We start from the raw sequence: 14276 nt of genomic DNA, 5'->3' as shown, positions 1-14276 counted from the left end.
TAAGAAGTGCATAATGTATTTTTTATAAATACATGAGAAGTAGGGGCGAATATGAAGATAAAAAGAGGGGATATTTTTTTCGCTGACCTTAGTCCTGTCGTTGGATCAGAGCAAGGTGGAGTTAGACCTGTAGTTGTAATTCAAAATGATGTTGGAAACAAGTATAGCCCCACCATTATTATTGCAGCAATAACTTCTCAGCTACATAAAGCTAAATTACCTACTCATGTTGGAATATCAGCAGATACATATGGTTTACCAAAAAATTCAGTAATTTTATTGGAACAAGTACGGACTATAGATAAAAAAAGGTTGAGAGAAAAAATAGGTGTCTTTGACGACAAAACTATACTTAAAATTGATGAAGCGTTAAAAACATCATTGGGGCTGTAAAAGAGAGAAAGTTTCATCTTTCTCTCTTTTGTTATTTAATTTAAGAGGAGAAAATATGAAAATGCCAGTATTATTTGTTGGTCATGGAAGTCCAATGAATGCAATAGAAGAAAATGAATATACTAAAAAATGGGAAGAAATAGGAAGAGAAATACCAAAACCAAAAGGAGTTATAAGTATATCTGCCCATTGGTATACAGATGATATATTTACAAATAATTTAGAAAATCCAGTACAAATATATGATATGTATGGCTTTCCCGAAGAATTATATAATTTCAAATATCCAGTAAAGGGAAGCGAAAAACTAGCTTTAAGATTAATTGAAACATTAGAAGAAAAAATAAAAGTAGATAATTCTTGGGGAATAGATCATGGAACATGGGCTGTTCTTTGTAAAATTTTCCCAAAAGCGGAAATTCCAGTCGTACAAATAAGTTTAAATGGAAGCTATTCTATAGAAAAGCATTATGAGATAGGACGAAAATTAAGGAAATTTAGAGATGAAGGATATTTAATATTTGGAAGTGGCAATGTAGTACACAATTTAAGGCTGTTGAATCCTAATATTTCTGGGTATGATTGGGCATATGATTTTGATAATTATATAAAAATCAATATATTAAATAGAAACTTTAAAGATGTAATAAATTATAAAAATTCTGGAGAGTCTTATAAAAAAGCGTTTTTTACATTAGAGCATTTTCTACCATTAATATATATTTTAGGAGCATCTTATGATAATGATAATATTGAAATTTTTAATGAAAGTTGTGTATTAGGTTCATTGTCAATGACATCATATTTATTCAAATAAACCATCTCGAAATGTAAGATTATGTTATAATAAAAACATGAAAAAAATAATAAACTTACTAAAAAATAACATGAAAAAAATAATATTGGTAACATTTGGTTCCATACTAGTTTCAGCAGGGATATACTTTTTTATAGTAGATTATAAAATTCCTATGGGAGGGTTAAGTGGATTTGCGATTGCAGTACAAAACTTATATCCAAAATTACAAATAGGTTATGTAATGACAGTACTAAATGTGATATTATTTATAATTTCCTATATGTTTTTAGGAAAAGAATATGTTGGTTATACATTATATTCATCTTTAGTGGTGTCAAATGGAATAACTTTCTTTGAAAATGTATTTCCCTTGCAAAATCCACTAACAGAGAATATATTATTGAGTTTAATAATAGGCATACTAATTTCAGGGATAGGGATTGCGATTGTTTTAATGCAAGATGCTACAACTGGTGGAACAGAGATAATAGCAAGCATAGTAAATAAATATTCACATATAGAAATGAGCAAAAGTATATTAATAGTTGATGCATTTGTAGTTGTTTTTGGTATGTATGCTATAAATATAGAAGTTGGTTTATATGCTTTGGTTGCTTTGGGATTAAATACCTTGGTAATCGATTGGGCAATTTCTGGATTAAACACTAGAATTAATATGATGATAATTACAAAAGAGTATGATTTAGTAAATAAATATATAATTAATACTATGGTAAGAGGAACAACTGTTTATACAGCTGAGGGAGGTTATTCTAAAGAAGAGAAAAAAATTATAAACACAGTAGTTTCGAGAAAAGAATATTTTAATATAAGAAGTTATATAAATAAAGTAGATTCTAAGGCATTTGTGACAATGAATTATGTAAATGAAGTTGTTGGCGAAGGATTTACATATGATTATGATGATTAATATAGCATTAAAGATGGTATAAACCCAGGGTGAAGTACTATCTTTTTTATTTTAAGGGTGAAATTATGGATTTAAATAGAAAAAAAGCAATAAATTTATTAAGAGAATACAATGAAGAAGATTTTCATATATTACACGGAATTACAGTTGGAAGAGTTATGGAGTATTTTGCAAAAGAGATAAATGAAGATATTGAATATTGGGGGATAGTTGGATTACTACACGATATAGATTTTGAAAAGTATCCTGAAGAACATTGTGTGAAAGCTGTAGAAATTTTAAGAAGTAATGATTATGATAATGAATTTATAAATAGTGTAATTAGTCATGGGTATCAAATTTGTAGCAATGTAGAACCTAAGAAATATATGGAAAAAATTTTGTATTCTGTAGATGAACTTACTGGTATAATAAATGCTGCTTCTTTAATGAGACCATCAAAATCATATCAAGATATGAATCTTAAAAGTATTAAAAAGAAATTTAAGGATAAAAGTTTTGCAAAAGGTTGTTCAAGAGAAACGATAAAAAATGGAGCAGATATGTTAGAAATTGAAATAGACATATTATTAGATAAAACTTTGAACGCTTTAAAAGAAAAGGAAAAAATTATAAATGAGGAATATAATGTTATAGTAGATCACATTTAATAAATACAAAATAGGGTATAATATCTATGCTCTAGCATTATTATTAGACATAAATAAAAGGAGAGAGGCATGGAGAAGAAAAAATTTAAATTAGGGTTAATACCAAAATTAATTATTGCAATTATATTAGGTATTTTATTTGGTAAGTTTTTACAAGAATTAGTATCTGGAACAAACTTACCAGGAGTAATAAAAAAAGCTCCAGAGATGATAGTAAAAATTGCAGTTACATTTTCATCATTTTTTAGTTCTTGGCTTGGATTTATTATTCCTTTAATGATATTGGCATTTGTTACAAAGGGAATAGCTGATTTGAGAGAAGGTGCAGGTAAATTACTGGGAATAACAGTAGGAATATCTTATTTATCTACACTTACAGGAGGTTCTTTATCTTGGTTAATGAGTAATTCAATATTTTCTAACTTTATAACACAAGATGCGGTTGAAAAAATAAAGGGAGCAGCAGATAAGTCATTAAATCCTATATTCACAATACCATTGGAACCATTTTTCGAAGTTACAAGTGCATTAGTATTTGCATTTGTTTTAGGATTATCAATATCCTGGTTAAAAAACAGAGGAAAAGGGGACTATAGCTATGGCTTAATAACAGAATTCAACGAAATTATAACTAATATTTTATCTAAAGCAGTAGTTCCTATTTTACCTTTTTATATTTTTGGGAATTTTGCAAATATGGCATTTTCAGGATCTGTGTTCCACATACTTGGAATATTTTGGAAAATATTTTTATGTGTATTGGCATTACATCTACTATATGTTTCGGTAATGTTTATAATATCAGGAAGCTATACTAACAAAAATCCACTAAAATTAATAAAAAATCAAGTAAAAGGATATATTACAGCAGTAGGTACTCAATCTTCAGCAGCAACTATTCCAGTAAATTTAGAGTGTGCTAGAGAAGATGGAGTAAGTAAAGATATAAGAGAATTTGTTATTCCATTGGGAGCGACAGTGCATATGCCAGGATCAATGATTACTATTACAGCATGTACTTATACTATACTTGCAATGTATGGCATGGAAAATGGGTTTATGAAAATGGCTCCATTTATAGCTGTTTTGGGAATTGCTATGGTTGCAGCGCCAGGAGCACCAGGTGGAGCAGTAATGAGTGCACTACCATTTTTACCTTTGGTAGGAATTGATAAGACTGGAACAATGGCTACTTTATTAATATCTTTATATACGACACAAGATAGCTTTGGAACAGCGGCAAATATCTCAGGAGATAATGCAATAGCTGTAGCTGTTGACAAATTTTATTATAAGTATATAGTAAAAAGGGAGAAAACTAAGGAAGAATTAGAAGGATAAATTAGGAGGATTATGAACGAATATAATTTATTTGATATTTTAGGACCTATAATGATAGGTCCTTCAAGTTCACATACAGCAGGAGCTTGTAGAATATCTAAAACAGCTAGAATTATTTCTGGAGCAGATTTTAATAAAATCAAGTTTTATTTACATGGTTCTTTTGCAGAAACATATAGAGGGCATGGAACAGATAAAGCTTTATTAGCAGGGGCTCTTGGTATGTATCCAGATGATGAAAGACTTAAAGACTCATTTGAAATTGCAAGAGAAAATGAATTGGAATATTCTTTTGAAAAAATAGACTTAGGAAATGTTCATCCAAATACTGTAAAGATAGAAATGTATTATCCAAGTGGAAAAATAAATACAGTAATAGGATCGTCTATTGGTGGTGGAAATATTGAAATAATAGAAATGAATGGAATAAAAATTAAATTTACAAATGAATTTCCACTTTTAATTGTTAGATATAAGGATATAAGAGGAATTATTTCATTTATTTCAACATTATTAAGCGATAATGGATACAATATAGAGAGCATGAAAACTACTAAAGAAGAAGAAGACTCTGTAATTGTAATAGAATTAGATAAAAATATTGATGATAAAGTTGTTAAAGAATTATTAGAAAACAAGAATGTTAACTTTGTTAAACATTTAGTGAAAGGATTTTAATATGATATATAAGGCCAAAGAATTAACAGAATTTTGCAAAGAAAATAATATGACAATAGCTGATATTGTATTAAATGACGAAATGGAAGAAAGTGGAAGAACAATACAGGAAATAAAGTCTACACTATTAGAAATGCTAAATGTAATGGAGAAATCAGCCAACAAATTTTTAAAGGAAAAAAGTGTTACAAGTTTAGGGATGATAGATGGATTTGCAAAAATGGCAAACGACTACGCTGATAATGGAAATACATTACTTGGGAAGAATAATGTAAAGGCAATGGCAATGGCTTTTTCTACTCTTGAATTCAGCTCTTCCATGGGTAAAATTGTAGCAGCTCCTACGGCAGGATCTTCTGGAATAATACCAGCAGCTATATTTAGATATAAATATGAAAATGAAGTAACAGACGAAGAAATGATAAATGCTTTATTAACAGCTGTTGGAGTTGGTGGAATAGTAGGTAGATATGCTACTTTTGCTGGAGCAGAAGGGGGATGTCAAGCAGAGTGTGGAGCAGCGTCAGCAATGGCTTCAGCAGCTCTTGTATATCTAAAGGGAGGAACTTTAGAGCAATCTTTACATGCTGCTTCTATAACATTAATAAATATACTGGGACTTGTTTGCGATCCTATAGCGGGACTTGTAGAATATCCTTGTACATTTAGAAACGCATCAGGAGTTATTAATGCAATTCTTTCTGCAGATTTAGCTATGTCTGGAATTAAGTCGTTAGTACCTTTTGATGAAGTTGTACAAGCTATGGGAGATGTTGGTAAATCTATGAGTTACACTTTAAGAGAAACTTCATTAGGTGGTTTAGCAGCAACAGAAACAGGTAAAAAAATAAAAGAAGAATTTTATAATAATTAGCTTCCTATAAATTAGGAGGTTTTTTATTTGTTATCTATGATATAATATATTGATGTGGGAGGTGACATAATGTACGAATTAGGAGAGTTTCAAGAACTTGAAATAATTAGAATAAGAAATGCAGGTGCTTTCTTAGGCCTTCCTGGAAGTGGTAAAAAAGATGATTTGATATTATTGCCAGGTACGGAATTAAATGAAGCAGATGAAGTTGGAAATATACTTAAAGTTTTTATATATAAGGATCATGAAAATAGGCTAATTGCAACTAAAAGAGAACCTAAGATTACATTAGGCAAAATTGCCTATTTGGAAGTTAAAGATATAACAAATATTGGCGCTTTTTTAGATTGGGGCTTAGAGAAAGATTTATTTATGCCATTTAAAGAACAAACTATTAAACTTGAAAAAGGGCGTAAATATTTAGTAGCTCTTTATATAGACAAGTCTGATAGGCTAAGTTCTACAATGAAAATTAGAGATTATTTAAGAACAGATTCTAAATATTCTGAAAATGATTGGGTAGATGGTATAGTTTACAATATTGTAGACGAAATAGGAGCATTTGTAGCAATAGATGAAAAATATGAAGCTTTGATACCGAAAGAACATATAAGAGGTATTATAGCTGTTGGAGAAGATGTACATGCTCGAATAGCATCTATAAAATCTGATGGCAGAATTAATTTGACAATGAAAAATAGAGGTCATTTAGAAATAGATAATGATAGCAATACAATTTTGAGTATGCTAAAAGAAAATGATGGTTTTTTAGAGCTAAATGATAAATCTAGTCCTGGAGAGATAATGGATGCTTTATTGATGACTAAATCGAGCTTTAAAAAGGCCGTAGGAAGACTTTTAAAGCATAAAAAAATAGAATTTTATAAAAATGGAATAAAAATAAAAAAATAGGAGAGATAATATGTCAGAAAATAATATTTTAGCAAAAGTAAATGGTAGAAGCATTACAAAAGAAGAAGTAGAAAGCTTTATTAATATGATGGGAGCTCAAGGTGCACAATTTAGAACTCCTGAAGGAATGAATAAAATTGCTGATGAACTTGTAAATCAAGAATTATTTTATTTAAATGCTTTGGAAACAGGTTTAGATAAAAATGAAGATTATTTAAAAGAAGTTGAAAGAATAAAAGAAAGTGCATTAAAACAATTTGCAGTTACAGAATTATTAAAAGATGTTAATATTTCAGATGAAGATATAAATGAATATTATGAATCACATAAAGAGTATTTTAAAAAACCAGAAATGATCAAAGCATCTCATATATTAGTTGAAGAAGAAGATAAAGCAAATGAAATAAAGACTGAAATAGAATCTGGAAAAGATTTTGATAAGGCAGCTTTTGAGTATTCAACTTGTCCTTCAAAAGAAAAAGGTGGAGATTTAGGTCAATTTGCTAAAGGACAAATGGTTCCAGAATTTGAAGAAGCAGCTTTTGCATCAGAAATTGGCGAATTAGTGGGACCTATAAAAACACAATTTGGATATCATTTAATAAAAGTAACTGATAAAGAAGAAGAAGGAGTAGCTCCATTAGAAGAAGTTAAAAATGAAGTAGCAAGACAATTAAGTGGTTTAAAACAACAAGAAATATATATAAATAAAGCTAAAGATTTAAGTAAAGAATACAAAGTAGAAAAATTCTATTAAAATGTTCAAATAATACTTTTATATATTTGAAGTATTAATTAATAGTGTAAGTTCTTAAAATAGGAGGGGAAAATGAGTAATAATGAACACGGTTGTGGATGTGGAGAAAATCATGACCACAATAATAATCATGAAAATGAGTGTGGATGTGGACATGATCATGAAGGAGAAATAGATACAATAAAATTAACTTTAGATGATGATTCGGAATTAGAGTGTGGAATATTAGGTGTATTTGAAGTACCAGAACAAGAAAGAGATTATATAGCATTAATAACATTAGAAGATGAACAAGTATTGCTATATAGATATATTGCAGATGAAGAAGATGAAGAAGCTTTTTCACTTGATAGTATAGAATCAGATGAAGAATTTGAAAATGTGTCAAATATATTTTATGAAACATTTGTAAATGAAGATGAAGAATAAAAAAAAGACAAAGTAGAAATGCTTTGTCTTTTTTAAGAGGTATAAAATGTATAAAGTAATTTGTTTAGACTTAGATGGAACTTTATTAGATGATAAAAAAATAATAAGCAAATTAAACTTAAAAATATTAGATGATTTGCAAGGAAAGGGTATTGAAATTGTAATAGCTACAGGTAGAGGACTTACTAGAATTGAGCAATTAACAAGTAGTATGAAATTTCCACATATCATAATAGCTAATAATGGAGCCATTGCAAAGCTTAATTTCAGCGATAATATATTATTTTATAATTCTTTAGATAGAAATATCTTTAATGAAATAGTTAAAGTAAGCAAAAAATTTAGTATGATGCCATATTTACATATTTTTGACCTTAATGGTGAAAAATCGTTAGTAATTCCAAATGAAATATTAAAGGAAAATCACATAAAATCAGTAAAAGATATAAGTGAGATAGCTCATTACAATGAAATAAATGATAGAGATTTAGATAATATTTTGTCAGCAGTATTTATAGATAAAGAAAATAAAATTTTAGGTTTAAATAAAGAAATTTTGAGTTTAAAATTAGATATATCAACACATATATTAACTAATACTTCAGAAAATAGATTATTGTCTGAGTATTTAAATCCATTAGCACAAAAATCCATAGGAATAAATGAATATTTAAAATTTAAAGGATATAAATGGAGTGAAGTAGTTTCATTTGGTGACGATAACAATGATTTAGATATGATAAAATCTTCAGGACTGGGTATATGTATGAAAAATGGAAGTAGTTTATTAAAACTAAATTCTAGGTATATTTCACAATATACTAATAATGAAGATGGAGTAGCAAGAGAATTAATAAAAATATTTGGAGGTATATTAAATGAATAATATAAAGGACTATTTTAGTGAGGATTTTTTAAAAAAATATGATGGAAAAAATTTAGTTGTTTATTTTTATCCAAAAGATAATACGCCTGGTTGTACAACAGAAGCTATAAACTTTACAGAGAGAATAGATGATTTTGAAGCATTAAATACAGAGGTCGTTGGAATAAGTAAAGATTCAGATAAAACTCATGAAAACTTCAAAAATAAACATGATTTAAAAATAGATTTAGTAAGTGACAAAGAAAAAGTATTACATGAAAAATTTGATGTAATAAAACAAAAGAAACTTTATGGAAAAGAAGTAATGGGAACAGAAAGATCAACATTTGTTTTTAATAAAGCAGGTGAACTGATAAAAGAGTACAGAAAAGTGAAAGTTAAAGGTCACGTTGATGAAGTATATGATTTCTTAAAAGGATATTTGGATGAGCATAAATAATCCTTATTTATCCTATAGTGATTATTTAAAGGATATTTATGGAGAAAAAGTATATAAATTACCTGTAAAATTAAATTTAACCTGTCCAAATAGAGATGGAAATGTTTCAAAAGGTGGTTGTATATTTTGCAATGAAAAAGGTGGCTCATTTGAAAATTTAGATGTAAGTTTTTCAGTAAAAGAGCAAATTTTGAAAAATAAAGACTATATTGGAAAAAAATATAATGCAAAAAAATATATAGTTTATTTTCAAAATTTTTCCAATACTTATATGAAATATGATGATTTTATAAAAATAATAAACGAGTGCAATATAGAAGATATAGTGGGAATTGATATATCAACTAGACCAGATTGCATATACGATAAACAATTAGACTTTTTAGAAGACTTTAATAAAAAAACAAATATAGATATATATTTTGAATTAGGACTTCAAACAACGAACTATCATACATTGGATAAGCTAAATAGAGGTCATGGGTTAAGTGAATTTATATTAGCTGTAAATAAAATTAAAAATAGAAATTTTAAAGTTTGTGCACATGTAATAATAGGACTTCCTTGGGATAATGAGTTAGATGTTATAGAGACATCTAAGATGATTTCAGTATTAGGAATTAATGAAGTAAAAATACATTCTCTTTATATCCCTAAAAATACAGTGTTAGAAAAAATGTATAGTGACAATAAAATAAGTTTGATTTCATTGGATGAATATATAGATTTAGTAATTGTTTTTTTAAGATATTTAAAAAAAGATATAGCAGTTCAAAGACTTGTAGGAAGAATGCCAAAAGAGGAAAGTGTTTTTTGCAATTGGAATACAAGTTGGTGGAAAATAAGAGATTTGATAGTAGAAAAAATGATAAATAGCGATTTTTATCAAGGAGATTTATGTAACTATCTTGATGGAATTGTTTTTATATAATACAATGTTAGTATAAACAAAAGCATATGAAAGGTTGTGATTATAAATGATAAAATTAGTATTAGGTCCTTCAGGAAGTGGTAAGACTAAATGGCTTATAGATCAAGCTAATGATGATAAGAGAAATGGAAATGGTAATATAGTTTTTATAGATACAGATGATTCTCATATTTTTTCATTAGATTATCAAGTAAGATTAATTAATGCAAACAAATATCATATAAATACAGTAAATGGTTTTTATGGTTTTCTAGCAGGAATAATTTCAAGAGATTATGATATTGAAAAAATTTATGTGGATGGTATATACGATATTGTTAATATTGAACTTCCAGAGTTGGAAGTATTAACAAAAGATTTACGTATCTTATCCGAAGAATTTGGAGTTGAGTTCTATATAGGGTTAAACAAAGAAAAATCTGAACTATCAGAAGACTTGGCTAAAGATGTAGTAGAGTTGAATATTCAATAATATATAAGCACTCTTAAATAGAGTGCTTTTTTGAAATTATGATGAGTGAAAAGGAAATTATAAAATCTTTTATAGAAAAAAGAAATACTTTAATTAATAAACTAGATAGTAAGGAAATAGATAAAAATGAATTTCTAGTATTAAATTACCAAATGGTAGATAAATTATCAATGAAACCATTTTTAAAAATAGATACTGTAGAAAAAGGCATATATAATTATCAATATTACAATATCTTGGCAAAATATCATAATTATAGAGCTAATGATTATAAAGGCAAGAATAAGAAAAAGTATAATGTTGAAATTAACAAATCAAGTAATTATTACTCAGAAAAAGATAAGGTCACAATAGAAATATTAAGGTTAATAAACTTTGAAAATGTAGAATCTTATTATATTACAATGTTTTCTAGTAGATTAAAAAACAATATATTTGAAATTGTATTATTGGATTATGAAAAAGCAATATTTCATTCTATGAATAATATTATTTTGCAAGAATTAAAAAAAAATAAAGTATTCTCAAATATAGAGAAATTGTCAAAAATAGATTCTTATGTAAATAAACAATAAAAGCACCCATTATGGATGCTTTTTTTATTGAATCGGAGATGGAACTAAATTATCAAAATTAGAGTTTTCATTATTTTTACTAGCGTCTGGACTAGCATTTGGTTCAGTAGTATTTTCTTCTGAAGAAGTATTACCAGTAATTATATTAACTACCTCTTCCAATGAAGAACCTTTAGATATTGTAAACTGTCCATGTTTTATGCTACTTTCTAAATTATTTGTTTTAACATAATTCAAAAATTCTTCTGGATCAGATATTACTTTATATTCTGTTAGTATTCTTGAAATATCAATAATAGAAGAACCTTCTGGAAGTGTAACATTAATATCTATCTTTGGTGCATTTTCATCAGAATAAACATCCTCAACTTCAACTTGGGAAAGTGAAGTTTTCATATTTTCTCTTTTAACTCCATAATCTGCAGAGTACATAGCATGTATTCTATTTTGTAAAACAAAACCTACCAATACAATAACTATTAAAGTGAATATTAAAATATTTAAATCGTATACAGTATCTTTAATAAAATTTATGAATCTTTTCATTTTTGCTCCTTTTGAACATATTGCTATTTTTAAGGTATAATCTTACTATACTATTAAATATTATAACATAAAGGAATAAAATGAGAGAAATAACTATAAACGAAAATGATAAAAATCAAAGGCTAGATAGATTCATGGTAAAATATTTACCAAAAGCACCAAAATCACTTATAAACAAATATATTAGATTAAAGCGAATAAAAGTTAATAAGAAAAGAGTTGAGTCTGATTATATTTTAAAATTAAATGATAAAATACAAATATATATATATGATGAAGTATTAAATGAGTATAAAGATAATAAAGTATATAGCTATTTAGATTATAATTTAGATATTGTTTATGAAGATGATAATATTGCAATTATAAATAAACCAGCGGGTGTTCTAAGTCATGCAGCTTCAAAAGAAGATTATGGTAAAAATATTGTAGATAATTTTGTGTCATATTTAATAAAGACCAAACAATATATACCTAGAAATGAAAAAAGTTTTATACCAGCACTTTCAAATAGATTAGATAGAAATACAAGTGGTTTATTAATAGGATGTAAAAACAAAGATTCATTATACCAAATTAATAATGCAATAAAAAATAGGAAAATAGGTAAATATTATATTACAATTTGTAAAGGGAAAATAGAAGATCAATTAATAGAAAAAAAAATAACTAAAAAATCTGAAAACAAAATGGAGATAGCTCAATTAGAAGGAAAAGATAGCAAGACAAAAGTAAAGACTATAATAAACGGTGAAAGATATTCTCTAGTAGAAGTTGATTTGATAACTGGAAGAACTCATCAGATTAGGATACATTTAAATTCTATAAAACATCCTATAATAGGGGACCAAAAATATGGAGATAAAACTATAAATAGATATTTTAAAGAAAAATATAATTTAAATTATCAGCTTTTACATGCTTATAAATTAACTATTAGTGGGTTAGAGGGAAATTTGGAATATCTGAATGGTAAAGAGTATTTTTCAAAACCTACGAAGGAATATGCTAAAATAGCAAAAAGTATATTTGGAGAAAAATATGAAAGTATATTTAGGAAATAAAAAAATAGAAATACAAGAAGGAATGACTTATTTAGAATTATCAGAAAAAATTTTTAAAGATAAAGAAAAAATAGGAGTAATTGTAGAAAATAGCTTAAAAAATTTACAAGATAAGGTAAAAGAAGGAGATAGACTTTTTTATTTTGGAAAGTATTCAACTGAAGGCCATGTGCTAATGCAAAGAACCATAATTCTTGTATTCATAATGGCCTGTAAATCTTTATATCCAGACAAAACAGTGCAAGTTGAACATTCAATAGGAGAATCGATGTATTGTGAATTAAAGGGTAAAAATAAGCTATTACATACTGATGTTGAACTAATAAAAAAAGAAATGCAAAAAATTATTAATTCAGATTATAAAGTATATAGAAAAAAAACAGATATAGAAACGGCTTTAAATCTTTTTGCAAAAGAAGGTTATGATGATAAAGTGTTACTATTTAAAAATATGGATTTAAAAGAAGTTTCTTACTATGAAGTTAATAATAATATATTTACATTTCATGGATACCTTGCACCATCCACTGGATTTATAGATAATTTTGACATAATTTCATATTATCCAGGAGTTGCAATAACTATACCAAGTAGCAATAATGGTAAAATTCCAGAATTTAAAGAAGAAAAAACATTAGCAAAAGTATTTTCTAACTCAAAAAAATGGACGGATTTACTAAATGTAGAAAATGTAGGAAATTTGAATGAATACATAATAGACAAAGATATAAAATACATAGTTGATATATCTGAAGCATATTTTGAAAATCAAATATCTGAAATAGCTGAAAATATAATAAGTGATTCAGATATTAATTTAGTACAAATAGCAGGACCAAGTTCTTCAGGCAAAACAACAACAGCATATAGATTGTCAGTACAATTAGGCTCTAGAGGAAAACGACCTATATTAATTTCAACTGATGATTATTTTGTGAATAGGGAAGATACTCCGCTTAATGAAAATGGTGAAAGAGATTATGAGGTAATAGAAGCCATAGATTTACCTAAATTTAATGATGATTTAATGTCTTTAATGGAAGGAAAAGAAATAGAATTACCAAGATTTAACTTTCTAGAAGGAAAGAGAGAAAAATCTGGTAAAAAAATAAAATTAAATGGTGAGAGTATTATAATAATAGAGGGATTACATTGTTTAAACCCTAAATTGACAAGTTTAGTACCAGATAAAAATAAATTTAAGATATATATAAGTGCTTTAACACAATTAAATATAGATAATCATAATAGAATTGCATCAACTGATGTTAGGTTTTTGAGAAGAATGATAAGGGATGATAATTTTAGAGGAAATAGTGTAGAAGATACATTTGAAATTTGGGAGAAAGTGAGAAGAGGAGAAGAATTATATATATTTCCGTACCAAGACTTAGCAGATGTAGCAGTTGATTCATCGCTTATTTATGAACTATCAGTATTAAAAAAGCATGCATATAAACTGCTTAATGCTTATGATAAAAATGGAGAATTTTATAAAGAAGTAAAAAAACTTAAATCATTTTTAAAATATTTTTTAGATATAGAGGATGAATCTATAATTCCTGTAAATTCTATCTTGAGAGAGATAATAGGGTAGGT

At 26.9% G+C, this 14276-nt stretch carries 18 protein-coding genes; 17 read left to right on the top strand and 1 reads right to left on the bottom strand.

Features of this window, described 5'->3' with window-relative positions; all coding sequences use genetic code 11:
- Nucleotides 1–51: 51 nt before the first annotated feature.
- The 15 genes from CS899_RS02325 (at nt 52) to CS899_RS02255 (ending at nt 11067) form a co-directional block, all read left to right on the top strand.
- Nucleotides 52–393 (top strand): type II toxin-antitoxin system PemK/MazF family toxin, encoded by a 342-nt coding sequence (locus tag CS899_RS02325; RefSeq protein WP_099203350.1) that lies wholly within the window; start codon nt 52–54, stop codon nt 391–393.
- A 55-nt stretch (nt 394–448) separates the two neighbouring features.
- Nucleotides 449–1210: a 4,5-DOPA-extradiol-dioxygenase gene (gene ygiD, locus CS899_RS02320; RefSeq protein WP_099203349.1), complete on the top strand. Its 762-nt coding sequence runs from the start codon at nt 449–451 to the stop codon at nt 1208–1210.
- Between the two features lie 70 nt (nt 1211–1280).
- A complete protein-coding gene (locus CS899_RS02315) occupies nt 1281–2123 on the top strand; it encodes a YitT family protein (RefSeq protein ID WP_164995821.1) in 843 nt (280 codons plus the stop codon).
- 65 nt (nt 2124–2188) lie between these two features.
- Nucleotides 2189–2773, top strand: a complete 585-nt coding sequence (locus tag CS899_RS02310) for an HDIG domain-containing metalloprotein (protein WP_099203347.1) — start codon at nt 2189–2191, stop codon at nt 2771–2773.
- 69 nt (nt 2774–2842) lie between these two features.
- The gene (locus tag CS899_RS02305) at nt 2843–4114 is read left to right on the top strand and encodes a dicarboxylate/amino acid:cation symporter (RefSeq protein ID WP_099203346.1); all 1272 of its coding nucleotides are present in this window, start codon (nt 2843–2845) and stop codon (nt 4112–4114) included.
- 12 nt (nt 4115–4126) lie between these two features.
- Nucleotides 4127–4792: an L-serine ammonia-lyase, iron-sulfur-dependent subunit beta gene (gene sdaAB, locus CS899_RS02300; RefSeq protein WP_099203345.1), complete on the top strand. Its 666-nt coding sequence runs from the start codon at nt 4127–4129 to the stop codon at nt 4790–4792.
- Between the two features lies 1 nt (nt 4793).
- Nucleotides 4794–5666 (top strand): L-serine ammonia-lyase, iron-sulfur-dependent, subunit alpha, encoded by an 873-nt coding sequence (sdaAA, locus tag CS899_RS02295; protein WP_099203344.1) that lies wholly within the window; start codon nt 4794–4796, stop codon nt 5664–5666.
- Between the two features lie 69 nt (nt 5667–5735).
- Nucleotides 5736–6578, top strand: a complete 843-nt coding sequence (locus CS899_RS02290) for a CvfB family protein (RefSeq protein ID WP_099203343.1) — start codon at nt 5736–5738, stop codon at nt 6576–6578.
- Nucleotides 6579–6588: 10 nt separating this feature from the next.
- A complete protein-coding gene (locus CS899_RS02285) occupies nt 6589–7335 on the top strand; it encodes a peptidylprolyl isomerase (RefSeq protein ID WP_099203342.1) in 747 nt (248 codons plus the stop codon).
- A gap of 72 nt (nt 7336–7407) precedes the next feature.
- Nucleotides 7408–7764, top strand: a complete 357-nt coding sequence (locus CS899_RS02280) for a DUF1292 domain-containing protein (RefSeq protein ID WP_099203341.1) — start codon at nt 7408–7410, stop codon at nt 7762–7764.
- A 46-nt stretch (nt 7765–7810) separates the two neighbouring features.
- Nucleotides 7811–8650: a Cof-type HAD-IIB family hydrolase gene (locus CS899_RS02275; RefSeq protein WP_099203340.1), complete on the top strand. Its 840-nt coding sequence runs from the start codon at nt 7811–7813 to the stop codon at nt 8648–8650.
- Complete coding sequence (locus CS899_RS02270; RefSeq protein WP_099203339.1) at nt 8643–9089, top strand: peroxiredoxin; 447 nt, start codon at nt 8643–8645, stop codon at nt 9087–9089. The genes CS899_RS02275 and CS899_RS02270 overlap by 8 nt, the downstream gene beginning before the upstream one ends.
- Nucleotides 9076–10020 carry a tRNA modification radical SAM protein MnmL/YtqA gene (mnmL, locus tag CS899_RS02265; protein ID WP_099203338.1) on the top strand — a complete coding sequence of 315 codons (945 nt, stop codon included), beginning with the start codon at nt 9076–9078 and terminating at the stop codon, nt 10018–10020. The genes CS899_RS02270 and mnmL overlap by 14 nt, the downstream gene beginning before the upstream one ends.
- Before the next feature lie 46 nt (nt 10021–10066).
- Nucleotides 10067–10492: a hypothetical protein gene (locus tag CS899_RS02260; protein WP_099203337.1), complete on the top strand. Its 426-nt coding sequence runs from the start codon at nt 10067–10069 to the stop codon at nt 10490–10492.
- 38 nt (nt 10493–10530) lie between these two features.
- Nucleotides 10531–11067, top strand: a complete 537-nt coding sequence (locus CS899_RS02255; protein ID WP_242491851.1) for a DUF6648 family protein — start codon at nt 10531–10533, stop codon at nt 11065–11067.
- Nucleotides 11068–11091: 24 nt separating this feature from the next.
- Here CS899_RS02255 and CS899_RS02250 read toward each other — a convergent pair whose 3' ends face one another.
- Nucleotides 11092–11613, bottom strand: coding sequence for an endolytic transglycosylase MltG (locus CS899_RS02250; protein WP_099203336.1), 522 nt, complete (start codon nt 11611–11613; stop codon nt 11092–11094).
- Between the two features lie 80 nt (nt 11614–11693).
- On the opposite strand from CS899_RS02250, the gene CS899_RS02245 reads away from it, so the two are divergent.
- Nucleotides 11694–12677 carry an RluA family pseudouridine synthase gene (locus tag CS899_RS02245; RefSeq protein ID WP_099203335.1) on the top strand — a complete coding sequence of 328 codons (984 nt, stop codon included), beginning with the start codon at nt 11694–11696 and terminating at the stop codon, nt 12675–12677.
- Nucleotides 12655–14274, top strand: coding sequence for a nucleoside kinase (locus CS899_RS02240; protein WP_242491850.1), 1620 nt, complete (start codon nt 12655–12657; stop codon nt 14272–14274). Before CS899_RS02245 ends, CS899_RS02240 begins: the two co-directional genes overlap by 23 nt.
- The last annotated feature ends 2 nt before the right edge of the window (nt 14275–14276 follow it).

It is taken from the genome of Miniphocaeibacter massiliensis, assembly GCF_900232905.1.
In the GTDB taxonomy this organism is placed as follows: Bacteria; Bacillota; Clostridia; order Tissierellales; family Peptoniphilaceae; genus Miniphocaeibacter; species Miniphocaeibacter massiliensis.
Note: the sequence above shows the minus strand (reverse complement) of the source record. Positions and strands in the feature narration are given on the sequence as shown.